Below are 21146 nucleotides of genomic sequence, written 5' to 3' on the forward strand. Positions count from 1 at the left end.
CTAGGGCGCGAGCCCGAGCCGCTGTCGGCCACGCTGCACCGCGAGCGGCTTTACGGCCTGAAGAGCTTGCTGGCGCGCGACGCCGCGCAGAACGGCGCCGCCTGAACCGCGCCTGCGTCTTCAGTGGTCGTGATTGCTGGCGGAGAAGCCCGCAGCGTTCAGCACTTCGATCACTTCCTGGATGTGCTCATGGCCGCGCGTCTGCAGCACGAAATCCACTTCGACATTGCGCACCGGCAATGAGGTGAAGGCGCGCTGGTGGTGCACTTCAGTGATGTTGGCCTGGGCGTCGGCGATGAGCTTGGTGGCATGGGCCAGCGCGCCCGGCAGGTCGCGCAGGTCCACCCGGATGCGGGCCAGGCGTCCAGCGCGCACCATGCCGCGCTCGATCAATTCACCCAGCATCAGGGGATCGATGTTGCCGCCGGTCAGCACCAGGCCGATGCGCTTGCCCTGGTAGCGGTCGCTGCCTTCCTCCTTCGCGCGCAGCAGTGCGGCCAAGCCTGCGGCGCCCGCCCCTTCGACCACCGACTTTTCGATCTCCAGCAGCACCACGATGGCGTGCTCGATATCGCTTTCGCTGACCAGTTCCAGGCGGTCGACCAGCTGGGTCACGATGGGCTGGGTCAGCGCGCCCGGCGATTTCACCGCGATGCCTTCGGCGATGGTGTACGCGCCCTGCGGCATGGTCACGCCCTTGACCGCCGCGTACATGGAAGGGAACCGTTCGGTCTGCACGCCGATGATCTCGATGCCGGGCTTGAGCGCCTTGGCGGCGGTGGCGATGCCGGAGATCAGGCCGCCGCCGCCGATGGCGATGACCAGCGTGTCCAGCTGCGGCTGGTCTTCCAGCATTTCCAGCGCCACCGTACCCTGCCCCGAAATGACCGCCTCGTCGTCATAGGGGTGGATCATGATCAGGCCGCGCTCCTGCGCCAGCTCGTAGCCGCGCGCCTTGGCGTCGTCGAAGGTATCGCCGGCCAGCACCACCTCGGCGCCGAAGCGGCGGGTATTGGCGACCTTGACGGTGGGGGTGAAGCGCGGCATCACGATCACGGCGGGCACGCCCATGCGCTGGGCATGGTAGGCCACGCCCTGCGCGTGGTTGCCTGCGGACACGGCGATCACGCCCTTGGCGCGCTCTTCTTCCGACAGCGTCAGCATCCGGTTGAGCGCGCCGCGCTCCTTGAAGGAAGCCGTGAACTGCAGGTTCTCGAACTTCAGCCAGATCTCGGCGCCGAAGATGTCGGACAGCGTGCGGGACAGGGTAAACGGGGTCTTCAGGACCTGGCCGCGCAGGTTTTCGCGAGCGGTCTGAATGGAGGCGATATCGATCACGGTGGAAATCCTGTTAGCGCACCGGCAGGAAGTTGAACAGCAGCAGGCCCTGCGCGTAGTTGATCCCGATACGCCGCGTGTTCTCGCCGAGCAGATTGGCGATCAGGTCCAGGCGGCCGATGATGGCGCCGAATTCGCGTTCAAAGCTGAGGTTGGTGGCGTTCTGGGACATTTCATTGGCCAGCAGCAAGGGTTCGCCCTGGGCATTGCGGCGCGACGCCAGCAGCCAGGCGGCTGCCTCGACGTTCCGTGCGGCATTGTAGACCCGCTGCCCGTCCAGCGCGTCGGTGGCGTACAGGCGAGTCTTGCCGTTGTGGGCCGCGATGATGGTGTCGGCCAGACCGTAGATGAAGGCGCCGACCCGGTCGCCGGAATAATTGGGGTCCAGGGCCACGGCCAGGATCTGGATGTCGCGCAGGCCCGCCAGATCCTTGGGCGGGATGCGGACCTCGATGGAATGCTTGACCAGCGACACCGCCTTGGCCAGGTCAGGCGCGCCGGTCTTGCGCCATTCGCGCGGATTGCGGCGGTAGAGCTTGTCCAGCAGGACGTACAGGCTGGCCAGGTTGTCGCGCACCTCCAGCGTGACGGTGCGGTTGAAGTCCGTCTGGCCAAACTGGTCGGCGGACATGTCTTCGCTCTTGGGAGCGCCCTGCCCCGGCCCGGGGCTGCTCATGCAGCCGGCCAGCAGCGCCGCAAGCAGCGCCGCGGCACTGGCGGGTCTGGCCCACGCCGTCATGCCTTGCCCATCCGTTTCCCCCTTTTTGCCACGTCGCGCATGCCGTCCTCCGTGGTCGGGGGGCTGCGCTCACGCGCAAGACTTTACAGGAAGGTAGGCGCAGTTGGGAGATGTCCGCGGCCTGAAGAAGCAAGAAGATGAATCGGGCGTGGCGACCGCAGCCGTTGCCGGCCCATGAAAAACGGCGCCCGAAGGCGCCGTTTCATGCTACCGGTCAAGCAGGCTTATTCAGCTTGCGGTTCCGATTGCGGGGCGGCTTCGGGAGCCGCAGCGGCTTGCTGCTGCTCGATGCCGCCGATAGCCTTGATGGACAGGCGCAGACGGCCCTTGTCGTCGGCCTCGATGACCTTGACGCGGACTTGCTGGCCGACCTTCAGCACATCGTTGATGTTGGCGATGCGGTAGTTGGCGATTTCCGAGATGTGCAGCAGGCCGTCGCGGCCCGGCAGCACTTGCACGATGGCGCCGAAATCCAGCAGGCGCAGCACGGCGCCTTCGTAGATCTGGCCCACTTCGACGTCGGCGGTCAGCTCGACGATGCGGCGCTGGGCTTCCTTGGCCTGCGCTTCGTCGACGCTGGCGATCACGATCGTGCCGTCGTCGGAGATGTCGATCTGCGTGCCGGTTTCTTCGGTCAGCGCGCGGATGGTGGCGCCGCCCTTGCCGATCACGTCGCGGATCTTCTCGGGGTTGATCTTGATGGTCAGCATGCGCGGGGCGAAAGCCGACAGCTCGCCACGCGAACCGTCCAGCGCTTCCTTCATCTTGCCCAGGATGTGCAGGCGGCCTTCGCGGGCCTGAGCCAGCGCCACTTGCATGATTTCCTTGGTGATGCCCTGGATCTTGATGTCCATCTGCAGTGCGGTGACGCCGTTTTCGGTGCCCGCGACCTTGAAGTCCATGTCGCCCAGGTGATCTTCGTCGCCCAGGATGTCCGTCAGCACGGCGAACTTGCCGCCGTCCAGGATCAGGCCCATGGCCACGCCGGCCACGTGATCCTTGACCGGCACGCCGGCGTCCATCATGGCGAGCGAGCCGCCGCAGACCGAAGCCATCGACGAGGAGCCGTTGGACTCGGTGATTTCCGACACGATGCGGATCGTGTACTGGAAGTCTTCAGGCGCCGGCAGCAGCGGAATCAGCGAACGCTTGGCCAGGCGGCCATGGCCGATTTCGCGGCGCTTCGGCACGCCGATGCGGCCGGTTTCGCCGGTGGCGAACGGAGGCATGTTGTAGTGCATCATGAAGCGGTCGCGGTACTCGCCCATGAGCGCGTCGATGATCTGTTCGTCTTGCTTGGTGCCCAGCGTGGCCACGACCAGCGCCTGCGTTTCACCACGGGTGAACAGGGCGCTGCCGTGTGCGCGGGGCAGCACGCCCAGGCGCACGCTGATCGGGCGCACGGTGCGGGTGTCGCGGCCGTCGATGCGCGGCTCGCCGTTCAGGATCTGGCCGCGGACAATGGCCGATTCCAGCGAGAACATAATGTTGTCGACGGTCACGGCGTCCGGCAGCGCTTCGCCCTTTTCGGCGGCGGCGGCAGCCAGCTTGGCCGACACGTCGGCCGACACTTCACGCAGCTTGGCGGTGCGGGCCTGCTTTTCGCGGATCTGGTAGGCGGCGTTCAGGCCTTCCTGGGCAGCGGCGGTGACCGCGGCGATCAGGGCCTCGTCCTTGGCGGGAGCTTGCCAGTCCCAATCGGGCTTGCCGGCGTCCTTGACCAGTTCGTGGATGGCGTTGATGACGGCCTGCATTTGCTGGTGGCCGTAGACCACGCCGCCCAGCATGATTTCTTCGGACAGCTGCTGGGCTTCCGATTCCACCATCAGCACGGCGTTTTCGGTACCGGCGACAACCAGGTCCAGCTTGGACGACTTCAGCTGCGAGGCGGTCGGGTTGATGGCGTACTGGCCATCGATGTAACCCACGCGCGCGGCGCCGATCGGGCCGTTGAACGGGATGCCCGAAATGGCCAGCGCGGCCGAGGCGCCGATCATGGCGGCGATGTCGGGATCGATCTCGGGATTGACCGACAGCGTGTGGATGACCACCTGGACTTCGTTGTAGAAGTCTTCGGGGAACAGCGGACGCAGGGGACGGTCGATCAGGCGCGAGGTCAGCGTTTCCTTCTCGGAGGGCTTGCCTTCGCGCTTGAAGAAGCCACCCGGAATACGGCCGGCGGCGTAGGTCTTCTCGATGTAGTCAACGGTCAGCGGGAAAAACGTTTGACCCGGCTTGGCCTTCTTGGAAGCCACAACGGTGGCCAGGACGACGGTGTCCTCGATCGACACCACAACGGCGCCGGAGGCCTGGCGAGCGATTTCGCCAGTTTCCAGGACGACCGTGTGCTGGCCGTACTGGAACGATTTTGTCACTTTATTGAACATGACGATTATTCCTTACAAATGAAAAACCGTGGCCGTCGCGACATGCGTCGCACCGACCACGGTTATTGCGTCATGGGGAGCCAGCCCCGTCGATCACTTGCGCAGACCGAGTTTTTCGATCAGTGCGCGGTACGAATCGGGATTGCGGCCCTTGAGATAGTCGAGCAGCTTGCGGCGACGGCTGACCATACGCAGCAGACCGCGGCGCGAGTGATGGTCCTTCATGTGTTCTTTGAAGTGACCGGTCAGTTCGTTGATACGGGCGGTGAGCAGAGCCACCTGAACTTCGGGGGAGCCGGTATCGCCTTGAGCGCGTTGGAATTGCGCGACGATGTCGGATTTCTTGATGTCAGCTACAGACATTTATGACCTCTTCGGACATGCGACAGGGCCGAGGCGCCCTGACGTGGTTTGGAAAAAATTTTGCGCGAACCTGGCTGAATTCGCTTTCTCACTGCTGCCATTGATGACTCAAACAGAAGCCTGGAACCCTGGTTGTGGACGCGGCGTTTCGACACCGGGCCTGGCACCTGGACCAGCTCTGCGGCCAGCGCAAAGGATGTTGCAAAATCAATACACTTGATAAAGCTCGATGATTATAGCCGATTCGATAGAATTACCCCAGTGACGGGTGCCCGCCCCGCTGCGGGCCGCAATCCGACGTCAGGAGAAAATCATGTCTAAATATTACAGAGACGCCCGCATCGCGCTGGCCGCCGCCGCGTTGGCCACCTTGGCAGCCTGCGCAAACATGGCCCAGATTCAGCCCGGCACCCCCTACGCCGATGTACAGGCCCAGTTCGGCCGGCCCAACTTCGAATGCCCGCAAGCCAATGGCGGGCGACGCGTGATCTGGACGCAGCAGCCCATGGGCCAGTATGCCTGGGGTACCAATGTCGGCGCCGACGGCCGCGTGGGCCCGGTGGTGCCGCTGTTGACGGACGCGCACTTCAAGGTCCTCAGCGAAGGCGAATGGGGCCCCGACCGCGTGCGTTGCGAATTCGGCCCGCCCGCCAAGATCGAGGAAGCCGGCCTGGGCGAAAAGCGCGAGGTGGTCTGGTCGTACCGCTATAAGGAAAACGGCGTCTGGAACTCGCTCATGTACGTGTACATGAGCCGCGACGGCAGCAAGCTGACGCACTTCCACCCCGGCCCGGACCCCATGTACGACGACGACCGGCTCATGTGGCACTGAACGCTCCGCCCCTGAAAAACAAAACCCGCCAGATGGCGGGTTTTGTTTTGGGCGGCAAGACTGCCCTGATCAGGAGGATTGGCTGCGGCGTTCCTGCGTCAGGCGGCGCGCGCGGTTCCAGCGCCAGGCCCACATGATCCAGCCCGACAGGCCGTACAGCACGAACAGGCCGAACAGCACGACCGGAGGATCGCTGGACACGAACACGAACACGGCCACCACCAGCAGGATGCCCCAGAACGGCACGCTGCGGCCCAGCGCGAAGCTCTTGCCGCTGAAGAACGGCGCGTTCGACACCATCGAGATGCCGGCGTACATGGTCAGCGTGAACGCCGCCCAGGCCATCAGGCTGTCATGGATGGGCAGCTTGTTGTCCACCGCCAGCCAGACGAAGCCCGCCACCAGCGCACCCGCGGCCGGGCTGGGCAGGCCCTGGAAGTAGCGCTTGTCCACGACGGCGATATTGGTGTTGAAGCGGGCCAGGCGCAGCGCCGCGCCAGCCACGTAGACGAAGGCGGCGAGCCAGCCCCAGCGACCCAGGTCGTTCAGGATCCATTCGTACATGACCAGTGCCGGCGCAACGCCGAAGGAGGTCATGTCGGACAGCGAGTCGTACTGCTCGCCGAAGGCGGACTGCGTGTTGGTCAGGCGCGCGACCCGGCCATCCATGCCGTCCAGCACCATGGCCGCGAAAATGGCAATGGCGGCCACTTCGAAGCGGTCGTTCATGGCCTGCACGACGGCGTAAAACCCCGCGAACAGTGCCGCGGTGGTGAACGCATTGGGCAGCAGGTAAATGCTGCGGTGGCGGTTCTCGGAATCGCGCATGGAAAAATTGGGCATGGTCTCAATAACTTACAACGAACATTGAAAGGTTAACCCATCTGGCCCCGCTTGCGGGGCGGAGCAAGCCGCGTGCCTGGCCAGATCGCCAGGGACGCCAGAAAAAAAGCGGCATGCCCTCGCAGGCATGCCGCTTCGACCCTGATTGCGCGGGGGCCAGCCCCGCGCAGTGGCATGGATCAGTTCTTGGACTTGTCCACCAGCTTGTTGGCGGCGATCCAGGGCATCATGGCGCGCAGCTTGCCGCCCACTTGCTCGATCTGCGATTCCGCGTTGATGCGGCGGCGCGAGGTCAGCGTCGGAGCGCCGGCGGTGTTTTCCAGGATGAACTTCTTGGCGTATTCGCCGGTCTGGATGTCCGTCAGGCACTGGCGCATGGCCTTGCGGGTTTCGTCGGTGACGATCTTCGGACCCGTTTCGTACTCGCCGAACTCGGCGTTGTTCGAGATCGAGTAGTTCATGTTGGCGATGCCGCCTTCATAGATCAGGTCGACGATCAGCTTCAGTTCGTGCAGGCACTCGAAGTACGCCATTTCGGGCGCGTAGCCGGCTTCCACCAGCGTGTCGAAACCAGCCTTGATCAGTTCGACGGTACCGCCGCACAGCACGGCCTGTTCGCCGAACAGGTCGGTTTCGGTTTCTTCGCGGAAGTTGGTTTCGATGATGCCGGCACGGCCGCCGCCGTTGGCGCTGGCGTACGACAGGGCCACTTCACGCGCGGCGCCCGACTTGTCCTGGTATACGGCCACCAGGTGGGGCACGCCGCCACCTTGCTTGTACGTGTTGCGCACCGTGTGGCCCGGGGCCTTCGGGGCGATCATGATGACGTCGATGTCTTCGCGCGGCACGACCTGGCCGTAATGCACGTTGAAGCCGTGGGCGAACGCCAGGGCGGCGCCGGGCTTGATGTTGGCGTGCACTTCCTTGTTGTAGACCGAAGCGATGTTCTCGTCGGGCAGCAGCATCATGACGATGTCGGCGGACTTGACGGCGTCGGCGACTTCCTTGACTTCCAGGCCGGCGTTGGCGGCCTTGTTCCACGAGGCGCCGCCCTTGCGCAGGCCGACCACGACCTTCACGCCGGACTCATGCAGGTTCTGCGCGTGCGCGTGGCCTTGCGAACCGTAGCCGATGATGGCAACAGTCTTGCCCTTGACGAGGGAGAGATCGCAGTCTTTGTCGTAGAAAACTTTCATGGTTGTGCTCCAGATTCCAGTATTTTGGATATTTGTTTAATTCAGATGTAGGGTGCGGCTTGGCCTGGAAGGCCGGTCAAATCTTCAAAATCCGTTCACCGCGTCCGATGCCGGACACGCCGGTGCGCACGGTTTCAAGGATGGCACTGCGGTCCAGGGCCTCCAGGAAGGCCTGTACTTTTTCCTGCACCCCCGTCAATTCGATGGTGTAGGACTTGTCGGTGACGTCGATGATGCGGCCGCGGAAGATGTCCGCCATGCGCTTCATTTCTTCGCGTTCCTTGCCGACCGCGCGCACCTTCACGAGCATCAGCTCGCGCTCGATATGCGCGCCTTCGGTCAGGTCGACGACCTTGACCACGTCCACCAGACGGTTCAGGTGCTTGGTGATCTGCTCGATCACCTCGTCGGAACCGGTGGTCACGATGGTCATGCGCGACAGCGTGGAATCCTCGGTGGGCGCCACCGTCAGGGTCTCGATGTTGTAGCCCCGCGCGGAAAACAGGCCCACCACGCGCGACAGCGCGCCGGGTTCGTTTTCGAGGAGGACGGAAATCACGTGCTTCATGGGTGGCCTCCTTACAGGTCTTCAGAGCCAAGCAGCATTTCGGTCAGCCCGCGGCCGGCCTTGACCATCGGCCACACGTTCTCGGTGCGGTCGGTGATGAAGTCCAGGAAGACCAGGCGGTCCTTGTGCTTCTTGAACGCTTCGCGCAGCGCCGGCTCGACGTCCGCCGGGCGTTCGATGCGCAGACCCACGTGGCCATAGGCCTCGGCCACCTTGACGAAATCGGGCAGCGAATCCATGTAGGACTCGGAATAGCGCGAACCGTAGTCGATCTGCTGCCACTGCCGGACCATGCCCAGGAAGCGGTTGTTCAGGCAAATGATCTTCGGCGTCAGGCGGTACTGGTGGCAGGTCGACAGTTCCTGGATGTTCATCTGGATCGAGCCTTCGCCGGTGATGACGGCGACGTCGTGTCCAGGATTGGCCATCTGCACGCCCATGGCGTACGGCAGGCCCACACCCATGGTGCCCAGGCCGCCGGAGTTGATCCAGCGGCGCGGCTTGTCGAACTTGTAGTACTGCGCGGCCCACATCTGGTGCTGCCCCACGTCGGAGGTGACGAAGGCGTCGCCGCCGGTCACTTCCCAGAGCTTTTCCACCACGTATTGCGGCTTGATGACTTCGTCCGAATTGGCGAACTTCAGGCATTCCTTGCCGCGCCAGCTCTCGACCTGCTCCCACCACTTGGCGATCGGGGCGGGCTTGTGCTCGGCCGCAGCGATGTCGTACTGCGCGCTGAGGTCGGCCAGGACATCCTTGACGTTACCGACGATCGGGACGTCCACGCGCACGCGCTTGGAGATCGACGAGGGATCGATATCGATATGGATGATCTTGCGGGCGTTCTGGGCGAAGTGCTTGGGGTTGCCGATCACGCGGTCATCGAAACGGGCGCCAATGGCCAGCAGCACATCACAATGCTGCATCGCCATATTGGCTTCGTAGGTGCCGTGCATGCCGGGCATGCCCACGAACTGGCCGCTGCTGGCCGGGTAGCCGCCCAGGCCCATCAGGGTGCTGGTGCAGGGCGCGCCCAGCTGCGACACGAGCTTGTTAAGCTCGGGCGCGGCGTTCGACAGGATGACCCCGCCGCCCGTGTAGATCATGGGCCGCTCGGCGGCCAGCAGCATCTGCACGGCTTTCTTGATCTGCCCCTGGTGGCCCTTGTTGACGGGCGCGTAGGAACGCATCGAGATTTCGCCCTTGGGCGGCGTGTACTTGCACTGCGCGATGGTGATGTCCTTGGGGATATCCACCAGCACCGGGCCGGGACGGCCGGTGCGCGCGATGTAGAACGCGCGGCGCATGGTTTCGGCCAGGTCCTTGACGTCGCGCACGAGGAAGTTGTGCTTGACGCAGGGACGCGTGATGCCGACGGTGTCGCATTCCTGGAAGGCGTCCTCGCCAATGGCCGCAGTGGGCACCTGCCCGCTGATGATGACCATGGGGATGGAATCCATGTAGGCGGTGGCGATGCCGGTGACGGCATTGGTCACGCCCGGTCCGCTGGTCACGAGGCAGACGCCGACCTTTTGCGACGAGCGCGAATAGGCATCGGCGGCGTGCACGGCGGCCTGCTCGTGACGAACCAGGATATGCTGGAATTTGTCTTGCTTGAAAATCGCGTCGTAGATGTAAAGCACCGCGCCGCCGGGGTAGCCGAAAACGTGTTCCACGCCTTCATCGGCCAGGCAGCGCACGACGATATCGGCGCCATTCAGTTCCATGTTGTCATTCCTTTCAGTACCGGCCCTGCAACCCTGACTGCTGCTCGCCCGGATACGGCGGCAACTGAACCCATACCGGTTCCGACAACATGATCCGGCGCTTTGCGGCTCACGGAGCCACGCCACCCGGACACCTTGCCGACCCGGCACACGCTCGACAGAACGCAGTGCAAACGCCCCTGGGGGACGCTGGAGGTCGAAATGGAAGCCTTGGCAACACACGCTTGTGGCGCGGCCAACGGCAGGTGTAACTGCTGCGGGATGGCTGGGAGGTGACCCTGGCAATCCGCCTCAACGCGCCGGTTTCGGATAGGCAGACCGGCGCAAGTGGAGCAATTTACCGCGTTGCGTCAAAGGTGGCAAATCGACCATTTCCAGACCGTTGCGTGGAAGGTTCGGTAACCATCCGGCCCCAAAAATTGGGGCAGTCTCTCTATACTTGTTTCGTCATCCAGAACCGAGCCGCCGCCTCATGGATTTGCGCATTGCCAGCATCCGCCGCTTCCTCTACAGCCACTACTTCTTCGGAGGGGTGCGCCAGGGGGTGGGGATGCTGTTGCCCGTGCTGGTGTTGGGCGGCGTCTTCGGCAACTACACCACCGGGCTGGTCGCGACCTTCGGCGCGCAATGCCTGGCCATCATCGACCAGCCGGGCGGGCCGCAGCGCCACCGCACCAACGAGATGCTGGGCGGCGCCGCGCTGGGCACCCTGACCGTCATCATCACCGGGTTCGCTTCCTCGCATCCCGTGCTGATCTGGCTGGCGGTCATTGCGCAGTGCTTCGTCTATTCGATGTTCACGGTGTTCGGCAAGCGCGGCGGGCTGATCGGCTTTGCCGGCCTGCTGCTGATGACCTTGACCATGCATTCGCCGCTGGCGCCGCACGAGGTACTGGCGCACGCCGCGGCCACGCTGGGCGGCGCGCTGTTCTACGTCGCGTTCAGCCTGGGTTTTTCGCGGCTGTTCTGGCTGCGCGAGGAACAGCAGGCCATGTCGGTGGCGCTGTTCGCCACCGCCGACTACGTGGCGGCGCGCGCCGCCTTCTACGATGAAACCGCCGACCTGGACGACGCCTACCGCGAACTGATCCAGCGCCAGTCCGTCATGACCGAAAAGCACCAGGCGGCGCGCGACATGGTGCTGCGCGCCCTGCCCCGCGGCAAGGGCCTGGGCGACCGCCAGCGCGTGATGATCTGGAACATGTTCGTCGACATGCTGCAGCTGCTGGACACGCTGGTGGCCACGCATACCGACTACGCGGCGCTGCGACGCGCGCTGACCGGCAGCGACTGCCTGATGTTCATGCGCGACGCGCTGGTGAAGATGTCGCTGGAGCTCAACCGCATCGCCCTGGACGTGTCGCGCGGACGCAAGGTGCAGTACCGCAGCAGCGCCAAGGCCGAACTGCGCGCCATCGAGTACGAAATCGAACAGCTCAAGCAGCAAGGACTGGGCGAGCGCGAGCCCGAGATGCTGGCGCTGATCGTCCAGGTGCTGCGCCGGCTGCGCAATTCGGCGCGCATCGTCGACCGGCTGGCCGACCACACCGCCGCCTCGCCCGATGCCAAGCCCACCGACGTGCTGCGCATCAACAAGTCGCTGACGCGCTTCATTTCGCGCCAGGAATTCCGGGTCGGGCTGCTGACCAGCAATCTGCGCCTGGACTCGCCGCACTTCCGCTACGCGCTGCGGGTGACGGCCGCCGCGGCCATCGCCATGACCCTGGCCAGCCAATGGCTGTCGCCGGCGTTCTCCGCGCACAACTACTGGATCATGCTGACGATCGTCATCATCATGAAGCCGGGCTTCGCGCTGACGCGCCAGCGCAATAGCTGGCGCCTGACGGGCACGCTGATCGGCTGCATCCTGGCGCTGCTGCTGTTCAACCTGACCGATCGGCCCGAACTCCTGTTCGCCGCGCTGCTGGCCGCCTGCGTCATGGGCAACAGCCTGGTCCAGCTGAACTACATGGCCAGCGCCACCTTCAATACGCTGTTCGTGGTGCTGGTGTTCCACTTCGTGTCGCCTGGCACGGTGTCCATGTCGGTGATCGGCGAACGCGCCATCGACACGCTGATCGGCTGCGCGCTGGCGCTGATCTGCAGCTACATCCTGCCGTGGTGGGAGGCCCGCTACCTGAAGCCGCTGGCGGCTGCGGCCACGCGCGCCAATCGCGAGTACCTGATCGCGGGCATGCGCTACGTCGAGGCCATGCAGGCCCATGGCGCGCCCGTGGGCGCCGCAGCCGGCGAGACCCCGGCCGTGACCGACGCCGACCTGGCGTGGCGGCTGGCGCGCAGGAACGTGCACATCTCGTTCAGCAATTTCGCCGAGGCTTTCTATCGCATGATGAGCGAGCCCACTTCGCACCAGGTGAGCGTGCCCGAACTGAACAACCTGCTGATCCAGAACCACATCCTGGCCTCGCAGATCACCGCAGCCATACCCATCCTGGCCGCCCTGCCGGCCACGCCCGAAGCGGTGCAGCGCGCGCTCACCGGCATGGTGGACCTGCTGGACGAGAACCGGGCGCAGGCGCCGGCCGGCCTGCCGACCCAGTTCGACACCGAAGGCGAGCAGGCCGCGCTGGTCTATCCGGTCAAGCAGATGCTGAAGGCCGCGCACATGATCCGCCAGGAACTGCACGCGCTGGCCGATCCCACGCACGCGCCTCCGGTGGCGGCAGCGGCGTGACCGCCTTGGATGGATTTCGCGGAATAGGGACGTCCCGGGCGCGGAGCCCGGGACCGGATCAGACCTTGCGGCGGAAGACCAGCTTGTCGTCCGACGAAGCGGAGGCGTCGAACTTGTAGCCTTCCAGGTCGAAGCCTTGCAGGCCTTCAGGCTTGGACACCTTGTGCAGGATCGCATAGCGCGCCATCAGGCCGCGCGCGCGCTTGGCGTGGAAGCTGATGACTTTCCAGGCGCCGTTCTTCCAGTCCTGGAACACGCACTGCACCACCCGCGCCTTGAGGGTCTTCAGGTCGACCGACTTGAAGTATTCCTCGGACGCCAGGTTGATGATCACGGGCGTCTTCTGGCCGGCCTGCCGTTCGTTCAGGTACCCGGCGATGGCCGGGCCCCAGTACTCGTACAGGTTCTTGCCCTTGGGCGTGGCCAGGCGCGTGCCCATCTCCAGGCGGTACGGCTGCATCAGGTCCAGCGGGCGCAGCACGCCATACAAGCCGCTCAGGATGGCCACGTGCTCTTGCGCCCAGTCCAGCTGCTTGGCCGACAGGGTGGCGGCTTCCAGCCCTTCATAGACGTCGCCGTTGAAGGCCAGCACGGCCTGGCGCGAATTGGCCTGGGTGAAGCTGCGCTTCCAGTGGGCATAGCGCTGCACGTTCAGCTCGGACAGCGCCGGGCTCAGGCTCATGAGCTCGGAGATGTCGTCGGCCGACTTGGTCTTCAGCACCTTGATCAGGCCGGCGGCCTGGTCCACGAACAGCGGCTGGGTATGCGTCTCGATGTGCAGCGGCGAGTCGTAGTCCAGCTTCTTGGCGGGAGAAAGCAGAAACAGCATTCGGGAATTCCTTTTTAGCGTGCCGTCCAGCCGCCATCGACCGAGACGGACGTACCTGTGATTTGCGCGGCGGCGTCCGAAGCCAGGAACACCGCGGTGCCACCCAATTGCTCCGGCGTCACGAATTGCAGCGACGGCTGCTTTTCGCTCAGCAGTTCGCGCGCCGCCGTTTCCTGATCGACGCCATTCTTTTCCGCCAGCGCGGTGATCTGCTTTTCCACCAGGGGGGTGCGGACCCAGCCCGGGCAGATAGAGTTGGCGGTGATGCCCTGCCCGGCCGTTTCAAGCGCGGTGACCTTGGTGAAGCCGACCACGCCATGCTTGGCCGCGACGTAGGCCGACTTGTTGGCCGAGGCCACCAGGCCGTGGGCCGAGGCGATGTTGATGATGCGGCCAAAGCCCTGCTTTTTCATGTGCGGCAAGGCGGCGGCGGTGCCATGGAACACGGCCGACAGGTTCAGCGCCAGGATCGCGTCCCACTTTTCGGCGGGGAAATCCTCGATCAGGGCGGTGTGCTGGATGCCGGCGTTGTTGACCAGGATGTCGATGCGGCCCATCTGGCGCACGGCATTCTCGACCAGCTCGCGCACGGCCGCGCCCTTGGACAGGTCGGCGCCATCGTAGATCACCTTGACGCCGTGCTTGTCGGCCAGACCTGCGCGGACCTTTTCGATTTCGGCGGCATCGCCGAAGCCGTTCAAGACGATATCGGCGCCTTGCTGGGCAAAGGCCGTGGCGATACCCAGGCCGATGCCGCTGGTGGAACCGGTGACTAGGGCGACTTTTCCTTTAAGCATGAGCATTCTCCTGTGGTCGGACACATTGGGCGGGCTAAGCAGGCGTCAAGTGTAGCTGCCTGGCAAGACGGCAATCATGCCATGCCCGTACGCTCCGCAGGGTCAAGCAGCGGGAGGAGGATCGCGCGGCGCGGGCGGCTGAGACGCCTCGTCCTTGTCGGGTTCCGCCGTCGGCAGATCGGCCATGCCGCCCCGGTTCTCGGGGATGCGTTCCAGCAGCTTGATCAGCATCGGCACCACGCCCATTGAAATCGCCACGATGACTGACAGCAGGTCGCGCTGTTCCAGATTCATCAGGTGGTTGTCCCAGGCTTCATTGAAGATGGCGAAGCTGAACTCGCCGCCTTGCGCCAGTGCCAGGGCAAACAGCAAGCGGTGATAGCGCGGCAAACCCAGAAAGCGCGAAAAGCCATACAAGATCAAGGCCTTGACCAGCAGCAACGCGAATACGCCGACGAGGATGAACGGCCAGTGGTTGGCCACCACCTTCAAATTCACGGACATGCCGATGGCCACGAAGAACAGGCCCAGCAGCAAGCCCTTGAATGGATCTATCGCCTTTTCCAGGTCATGCCGGTAACGCGATTCGGCCATCAGCACGCCCACCAGGAATCCGCCCAGGCCCGCGGACAGGCCCGCAAAGTCGAACAATTGAGCGGCGCCCACCACCATCAACAGCGCGGCGGCGGTGAACAATTCGTTCAATTGCGCCTTGGCCGCCCATCCCAGCAGGCGCAAGCGGTAGGCGGCCGCCACCACCAGCACGGCAATCAGCGCCTCCTTGAAGGAAGGCGCCGACGCCCCGTCGGAACCCAGCAGACCCGCCGCCACCAGCATCGGAATCGCGGCCATGTCCTGGAACAGCAGTATTCCCAGCGCCGACCTGCCCAGCGGCGTGCGCGTCAGCACGCGCTCGTCCAGCAGCCGCAAGGCCACCGCCGTGGACGACAGCGCCAGCGACAGGCCGCACAGGATCGCCGCCTGCCACTCCATGCCGGCCAGATGCCGCAGCGCCGCGCCGAACACCACCGCCAGCAACAGACCGCAAGCCAGCATCTGCAAGGAGCCCAACACGAAGACTTCGTTGCGCATGGCCCACAGGCGTTTGGGCGAAAGCTCCAGCCCGATGATGAACAGCATCATCACCACGCCCCATTGGGACACGTTGATCATGGTGTCCACATTGGTGACGAGCCTGAGGCAGGACGGCCCCACCAGCACGCCAGCCAACAAATAACCCGGGATCGCGCCCAGGCCCAGCAGCTGAGTCAGGGGCACGCACAGCACGGCCGCAAGCAGGAGAATGAGGATCAGATCCATGGGACTAGCGGTTCCGGGATGAGCGCCGAGATGGATGGATGCCTGGGCAGGAATGTCAGGCATACCGGAATTCTGGGCAAAGAACGCCGCCTCTGAAAGCCGGTTGAAACCCGCTGTAGGGGACTTTCAACCACCCTCTTTACACAAACAAAAAAAATCCTGTAGAATTGCGGGCTTCGCTGCTTCGACAACGAAGATCCTTCCGACCAGGGATCTTTTGTGGAAAACCCGGCCCAGGGGAAACCCAGCCAGGACAACCGCCGTTACGAAACCCAGCCACGGAGAGGTGGCAGAGTGGTCGAATGTACCTGACTCGAAATCAGGCGTACGGTATCCCCGTACCGTGGGTTCGAATCCCACCCTCTCCGCCAAGTATTGCAAAAAAGGCCAATCCCTCGGGGTTGGCCTTTTTCTTTTTCCTTCGGACTTCATAAAAACTAAAAACGCACAGGCTCGGCGCGCGCCGGCTTGCGTGCAGGCTGCCCTGCGCCATTCCGATGCTCGCCCCTGTAGGGCTGCGCTTCGGATGGCTCCGGAGTCCTCGGCTGACAGCGGCCTCATGAGTTGGTTTTGAATCCCGTTCATGGGTAGATGCCTTGAGCCGGGGGCCGGGCGGAGGAACCCGAAGCGCAGCCCCACCGGGGCGAGCATCGGAATCCCGCAGTCCGGACGCCGGCGACTCAAGAACCCTGCCTCCCAAAACCGAAGTGCGGGGCGGTTGGGCTTCGAGCTTGCGGATGTCAGGGTTCTTTAGCCGCCGAGGCTGCCCTGCGCCATTCCGATGCTCGCCCCGGTGGGGCTGCGCTTCGGATGGCTCCGGGGTCCTCGGCTGGCAGTCGCCTAATGCGCTGGGTTTGGACCCCGCTCACGGGTAGATGCCGTGAGCCGGGGGCCGGGCGGAGGGATCCGAAGCGCAGCCCCACCGGGGCGAGAATCGGAATCCCGCAGTCCGGACGCCGGCGGTTCAAGAACCCTGCCTCACACAACCGAAGTGCGGAGCGGCAGCGCTTCGAGCTTGCGGATGTCGGGGTTCTTAAGCCGCCGAGGCTGCCCTGCGCCATTCCGATGCTCGCCCCGGTGGGGCTGCGCTTCGGATGGCTCCGGGGTCCTCGGCTGGCAGTCGCCTAATGCGTTGGTTTCGGACCCCGTTCATGAGCAGAGGCCGTGAGCCGGGGCCGGGCAGAGGGATCCGAAGCGCAGCCCCACCTATGGACCCATGTCACTTTGGCACCATATGGCAAGTGCGCAGGCCGCCCCCGCCTGACTATCACAATGGCACCGTCGGCCGCGCCAGCTGGAACAGATCAGTGCTGCGCGCGTACCAGCCGCCACCGTGCATGCGCGCGATCAGCCCCATGGCCGGCGTGTCCATGTAGCCGCGCTCGGCGTCCTGCACGTAGGCGTCGTCGACGTGCGCGCCCAGCACCCGGCCGATCACCACGAGCTGCCGCGGGCCGGTGACGATGGTCGCCTGGCTGACGCATTCCAGCGACACCGGGGAGCCCTTGATCAGCGGGGGACGCACATGGGTCGCCGGCAGCGCGGTCAGGCCGGCCGCTGCCAGTTCATCCACGTCCGCCGGATAATCGGCGCAGGTCTGGTTCATCTGCGCGACCAGCGACTCCGGCACCAGGTTCACCACGAACTCGCCGTTCTCGATGATGTTGGCGCCGGAATCCTTCAGCTCGCCGCTGGCATGGCGCATCAGGCCGATGGCGACCGTCGGCGGCTGGGGCCCCATGACATTGAAGAAACTGAAGGGAGCCGCGTTGACTACGCCTGTGCCGGAAATCGTGGTGAGCCACGCGATCGGGCGCGGCGTAACGGTCGAGGTCAGCACGTTGTAGACCGTCTGCGTCGGCAAGGCGCTGAAATCAAAATGCATGACTCAAGCCTCCTGCTGCTGGCCGCCGTTCAGCGCCGAGACGGCGCGCTTTTCGCGCGTGTCGACCTGCAGCTGGAACACGTCCGGACGGGCGTAGTGGCCGGAGACGTCGAAGTCGTACTTGCCGCGCAGGATCTGATTCGGATTGATGTCCGCGTACAGAATGGTCTCGGCGGAGAAATCCGGACCGGCCAGCACTTCGCCCAGCGGGTCGATGATGGCGCTGCCGCCGCGCATCAGCACGGTGTCGGGCGCGTCGCCCAACGCGCACTCGAAATCGTCGGGATAGGCGTCGCGGCGCAGATGCTGGCAAGCCGTCAGAACGTAGCAACGGCCTTCCAGCGCGATGTGGCGCATGCTGGGAATCCAGGAATCGCGGTCGTCGGCGGTAGGCGCGCAATACAGCGCCACGTTCTGGCTGTACATGTACATGCGCAGCATGGGCATGTAATTTTCCCAGCAGATGACGGCGCCGATCTTGCCGTAGGGGGTGTCGATTACGGGCATGGTGGAACCGTCGCCGAAGCCCCAGATCAGGCGTTCGCCCGCGGTGGGCATGAGCTTGCGGTGCTTGCCCGCCAGCCCTTCGCGGCCGTTGAAGTACAGCACGGTGCAGTACAGCGTGCCGCCGTCGGCCTCGATGCAGCCCATGACCACGAAGCTGTCGGTGTCGGCCGCGGCCTGGGCCACCAGCGCGACTTCCTCGCCGTCCAGCCGGATGGCTTGGCGGTGATAGCTGGCGAAGGCGTCGCGGCCTTCAGGCTTGCGCATGCCGATGGGTGCGCCGAAGGAGTTGCCCTTGGGGTAGCCGCCCAGGAAGGCCTCGGGGAACACCAGCACCCGGGCGCCCTGCTCCGCCGCCTGGCGGATCAGGGATGCGGCCTTCTCGGCGCAGGCGACGCTGTCGGTCGGGATGGACGCCGCCTGGATGACGGCAGCCTTGAAGCTCTGTTGCATGGACATGTCTCTCCTTTATTCTCAGTGCGCGGGGTCTTCGTCGATGGCGCGGGCGCGGGTGTTCGGCAGGAACAGACTACCGATGACGCCGACCACGGCGGTCACGACGACCGGATACATCAGGCCGCCAAAAATATTGCCGCTGGCCTGGGCCAGGTAGGTGGCGGTAAAAGGCACGATACCGCCGAAGATGCCGGCGCCGATGTGGTACGGGAAGGATAGCGCCGTATAGCGGATGCGGGCCGGGAACAGTTCGACCAGATAGGACGCCACCGGGCCGTAGACCATGGCGACGACAGCCGTCATCAGCACCAGGATCAGGATGATGGTGCTGCGGTCGACGCGCGCGGGATCGGCCCGTTCCGGATAACCCGCGGCAGTCAGTGCGCTGGTGTAGGCGGCGCGGTCAAAGCCGTTGATGGTGGTGCCGCCCACGCTCATGGCGATGCTCTGGCCGGGCAGCGGCGCCGCGTACTCGAAGTTGATGCCCTTGCCGACCAGGAATTTCTTGGCCTGCACGCAGACCTTCTTGTGGTCGGCATGGCTGCCGATCATGGCCGCCTGCAACCCGAAGTCGCAAGCGCCGCCGCTGGTGTCGGCATGCACGCGCACCGGCGTGGTCTGCATGGCTTGCGCCAGGGCCGGGTTGCCAGCCTTGAGCAGCACGTCGAACATGGAGTGGTAGCCGACGGCGGCGACAAACAGGCCGACCATCATGATCCACTTGCGGCCGATGCGGTCCGACAGCCAGCCGAACAGCACGAAGGTCGGCGCGCCGATGATGAAACCGATCAGGATCAGCGTGTAGACGCTGGTCTGGTCCAGCTGCACCGCCTGCTGCAGGAAAATCATGACGTAGAACTGGCCGGTGAAATAGGTCGCGCCCTGGCCGGCGGTAACGCCGATCAGCGCCAGCAGCACCAGCCTCAGGCTGGACCATTGGCCGAAGGTCTCCTTGACCGGGTTCTTGGACAGGCGGTTCTGCTGCTTCATGCGCGTGAACACGGGCGACTCGTGCAGCTTGGCGCGCACATAGATCGAAACCGCCAACATCACGATCGACAGGATGAACGGCAGGCGCCAGCCCCATTGCCGGAAATCCTCGGCGCTCATCGCGGCTTGCGTACACAGGATCACGATCAGGGACAGGATCAGGCCCGCCGACGAGGTGATCTGGATCCAGCCCGTCAACAGCCCGCGGCGCCTGGGTTCGCAGTGTTCGGCCACATAGATGACCGCGCCGCCATACTCGCCGCCCACCGCCAGGCCCTGCACCACGCGCAGGGTCAGCAGCAGGATCCACGAGAGGTGGCCGGCCGATTCATAAGTGGGCAGGCAGCCGATCAGCACGGTCGCGCCGCCCATCATGACCACGGTGATCAGGAAGGTGTACTTGCGTCCCAGCTTGTCGCCGAGGTAGCCGAACATCACGGCGCCCAGCGGCCGGATGATGAAGCCCACCGCCAGCGCGCCCAGCGCGGCGAGCAGCGCCACCGTGGGGTTGTCCTGCGGGAACAGGACCTGGCTCATAAAGACGGCCAGGGTCCCGTAGATGAAAAAGTCGTACCACTCGAACAAGGTGCCCAGGGTCGAGGCCACCACCACCTGACGTTCCTCCTTCCTGCTGAGCGTCGGCCCCGCGTCGATCCGCTGCATTGCCACATTCGCTTCCATGCCTGCTTTCCCCAATCACTTTAGATTGATAATGCTGTAGTCATTAACTATTATCAAACTTAAACCAAGGCGTGAAAAACTAGGGAAAACCCGGCGCAATGCCCGCTACCCCAGGCGGAAGCGGCGCGCCCCGCTGCTACACTCCCGCCAGAAAATCAGTGGAGGCAGCAATGGCAAGGCCCGCCGGCAAGGTAGAAAAGAACGGGGAACAGGCGCCCGCCGCCGCGCGCAGGGGCATCCAGTCGATCGAAGTAGGGTTCCGGATCCTGGACGTCATCCGCAAGGCCGGCCGCCCCCTGCCCCTGAAGGAAATCGCCGACGCCTGTGAACTGACGGTGCCCAACGTCCACTACTACCTGGTCAGCTTCCAGAAGGTGGGCGTGGTGCAGCAGCACGCGGATACCGGCCACTACGGCCTGGGGCCCTATGCCTTGCGGCTGGGCTTGGCTGCCCTGGAACAGTTCGACGTGTTCACCACCGCGCGGCCCATCATGGCCGAAGTGGCCGCGATCACCGGCCACACCGTGTTCCTGGGCGTGTGGGGCAACAAGGGCCCGACCATCGTCTACCGCGTCGAAGGCGCCCGCAGCCGCCCCCTGCTGGAACTGCGCGTGGGCAGCGTGCTGCCGCTGCTGTCGTCCGCGCTGGGCCGCAACTTCCTGGCCCACTTGCCGGAGGCGAGTACGCGCGAGCTGCTGGAACAGGAAATGGCCGCGGCAGGGGCAGACGGATATGGCGCGGGCGGCAGGTCCTACACCCAGAAAGACGTGCAAGCCATCCGCGAGGAAGTGCTCAAGCACCACCTCAGCCGCTGCCGCGATGCGCTGCTGCCGCACTTCACGTCGCTGTCGGCGCCGATCTTCGACATGCTGGGCGAGATGAAGGCGGCCATCACCCTGATGGGCCCGGTGGGCGCCATCGACGATGACCTGCAATCCGACACGGCGCGGCTGCTCAGTGAAAAGGCCCGTTCGATCTCGGCCACGGCGGGCTGGG

At 64.6% G+C, this 21146-nt stretch carries 17 protein-coding genes, 1 tRNA gene and 1 pseudogene; 5 read left to right on the top strand and 14 right to left on the bottom strand.

All coding sequences use genetic code 11. The features are described from left to right. A pseudogene (locus VIR09_RS14775) lies at positions 1–105 on the top strand (PIN domain-containing protein); the annotation flags it as partial. A gap of 15 nt (positions 106–120) precedes the next feature. Here the strand turns inward: VIR09_RS14775 and VIR09_RS14780 are convergent. The 4 genes from VIR09_RS14780 to rpsO all read right to left on the bottom strand — a co-directional run bounded on the left by VIR09_RS14780 (position 121) and on the right by rpsO (position 4827). Beyond that, positions 121–1338 carry a threonine ammonia-lyase gene (locus VIR09_RS14780; protein ID WP_332013544.1) on the bottom strand — a complete coding sequence of 406 codons (1218 nt, stop codon included), beginning with the start codon at positions 1336–1338 and terminating at the stop codon, positions 121–123. Positions 1339–1351: 13 nt separating this feature from the next. Then, positions 1352–2077 (bottom strand): hypothetical protein, encoded by a 726-nt coding sequence (locus VIR09_RS14785; protein ID WP_332013545.1) that lies wholly within the window; start codon positions 2075–2077, stop codon positions 1352–1354. A 224-nt stretch (positions 2078–2301) separates the two neighbouring features. After that, a complete protein-coding gene (gene pnp, locus VIR09_RS14790) occupies positions 2302–4464 on the bottom strand; it encodes a polyribonucleotide nucleotidyltransferase (protein WP_332013546.1) in 2163 nt (720 codons plus the stop codon). A gap of 93 nt (positions 4465–4557) precedes the next feature. Further along, positions 4558–4827: a 30S ribosomal protein S15 gene (gene rpsO / locus VIR09_RS14795; protein WP_006223612.1), complete on the bottom strand. Its 270-nt coding sequence runs from the start codon at positions 4825–4827 to the stop codon at positions 4558–4560. A 313-nt stretch (positions 4828–5140) separates the two neighbouring features. Between rpsO and VIR09_RS14800 the strand changes: the two genes are divergently transcribed. After that, a complete protein-coding gene (locus tag VIR09_RS14800) occupies positions 5141–5659 on the top strand; it encodes a hypothetical protein (protein WP_332013547.1) in 519 nt (172 codons plus the stop codon). A 69-nt stretch (positions 5660–5728) separates the two neighbouring features. On the opposite strand, the gene pssA is transcribed toward VIR09_RS14800, so the two are convergent. From pssA to VIR09_RS14820, 4 genes are all read right to left on the bottom strand, one after another. Continuing rightward, positions 5729–6502: a CDP-diacylglycerol--serine O-phosphatidyltransferase gene (pssA, locus tag VIR09_RS14805; RefSeq protein ID WP_013391930.1), complete on the bottom strand. Its 774-nt coding sequence runs from the start codon at positions 6500–6502 to the stop codon at positions 5729–5731. Positions 6503–6681: 179 nt separating this feature from the next. After that, entirely contained in the window at positions 6682–7698 is a 1017-nt protein-coding gene (gene ilvC, locus VIR09_RS14810) for a ketol-acid reductoisomerase (protein WP_332013548.1), read from the bottom strand. 76 nt (positions 7699–7774) lie between these two features. Next, complete coding sequence (ilvN, locus tag VIR09_RS14815) at positions 7775–8266, bottom strand: acetolactate synthase small subunit (RefSeq protein ID WP_006223608.1); 492 nt, start codon at positions 8264–8266, stop codon at positions 7775–7777. An 11-nt stretch (positions 8267–8277) separates the two neighbouring features. Further along, positions 8278–10047 carry an acetolactate synthase 3 catalytic subunit gene (locus VIR09_RS14820; RefSeq protein ID WP_332013556.1) on the bottom strand — a complete coding sequence of 590 codons (1770 nt, stop codon included), beginning with the start codon at positions 10045–10047 and terminating at the stop codon, positions 8278–8280. Positions 10048–10465: 418 nt separating this feature from the next. Between VIR09_RS14820 and VIR09_RS14825 the strand changes: the two genes are divergently transcribed. Beyond that, a complete protein-coding gene (locus tag VIR09_RS14825) occupies positions 10466–12688 on the top strand; it encodes an FUSC family protein (RefSeq protein WP_332013549.1) in 2223 nt (740 codons plus the stop codon). A gap of 58 nt (positions 12689–12746) precedes the next feature. On the opposite strand, the gene yaaA is transcribed toward VIR09_RS14825, so the two are convergent. The 3 genes from yaaA to VIR09_RS14840 form a co-directional block, all read right to left on the bottom strand. Further along, the gene (yaaA, locus tag VIR09_RS14830) at positions 12747–13517 is read right to left on the bottom strand and encodes a peroxide stress protein YaaA (RefSeq protein WP_332013550.1); all 771 of its coding nucleotides are present in this window, start codon (positions 13515–13517) and stop codon (positions 12747–12749) included. A gap of 14 nt (positions 13518–13531) precedes the next feature. Then, positions 13532–14314, bottom strand: coding sequence for a 3-hydroxybutyrate dehydrogenase (locus VIR09_RS14835; protein ID WP_258128832.1), 783 nt, complete (start codon positions 14312–14314; stop codon positions 13532–13534). A 102-nt stretch (positions 14315–14416) separates the two neighbouring features. After that, on the bottom strand, positions 14417–15634 hold the full coding sequence (locus VIR09_RS14840; protein WP_332013551.1) for a cation:proton antiporter: 1218 nt from the start codon (positions 15632–15634) through the stop codon (positions 14417–14419). Between the two features lie 280 nt (positions 15635–15914). Between VIR09_RS14840 and VIR09_RS14845 the strand changes: the two genes are divergently transcribed. Beyond that, positions 15915–16005: transfer RNA gene (locus tag VIR09_RS14845), tRNA-Ser, on the top strand. An 896-nt stretch (positions 16006–16901) separates the two neighbouring features. On the opposite strand, the gene VIR09_RS14850 is transcribed toward VIR09_RS14845, so the two are convergent. The 3 genes from VIR09_RS14850 to VIR09_RS14860 are packed head-to-tail and all read right to left on the bottom strand — an operon-like array spanning position 16902 to position 20150. Next, positions 16902–17519, bottom strand: coding sequence for a flavin reductase family protein (locus VIR09_RS14850; protein ID WP_332013552.1), 618 nt, complete (start codon positions 17517–17519; stop codon positions 16902–16904). Between the two features lie 3 nt (positions 17520–17522). Then, positions 17523–18482: a carbon-nitrogen hydrolase family protein gene (locus tag VIR09_RS14855; protein WP_332013553.1), complete on the bottom strand. Its 960-nt coding sequence runs from the start codon at positions 18480–18482 to the stop codon at positions 17523–17525. A 15-nt stretch (positions 18483–18497) separates the two neighbouring features. Continuing rightward, positions 18498–20150: an MFS transporter gene (locus VIR09_RS14860; protein ID WP_332013554.1), complete on the bottom strand. Its 1653-nt coding sequence runs from the start codon at positions 20148–20150 to the stop codon at positions 18498–18500. Between the two features lie 170 nt (positions 20151–20320). Here VIR09_RS14860 and VIR09_RS14865 point away from each other — a divergent pair. Beyond that, a partial coding sequence (locus VIR09_RS14865) for an IclR family transcriptional regulator (protein ID WP_332013555.1) occupies positions 20321–21146 on the top strand: 826 nt, incomplete at its 3' end.

The sequence above is a fragment of the Achromobacter sp. genome (assembly GCF_036567245.1).
Classification (GTDB): Bacteria; Pseudomonadota; Gammaproteobacteria; order Burkholderiales; family Burkholderiaceae_B; genus Achromobacter.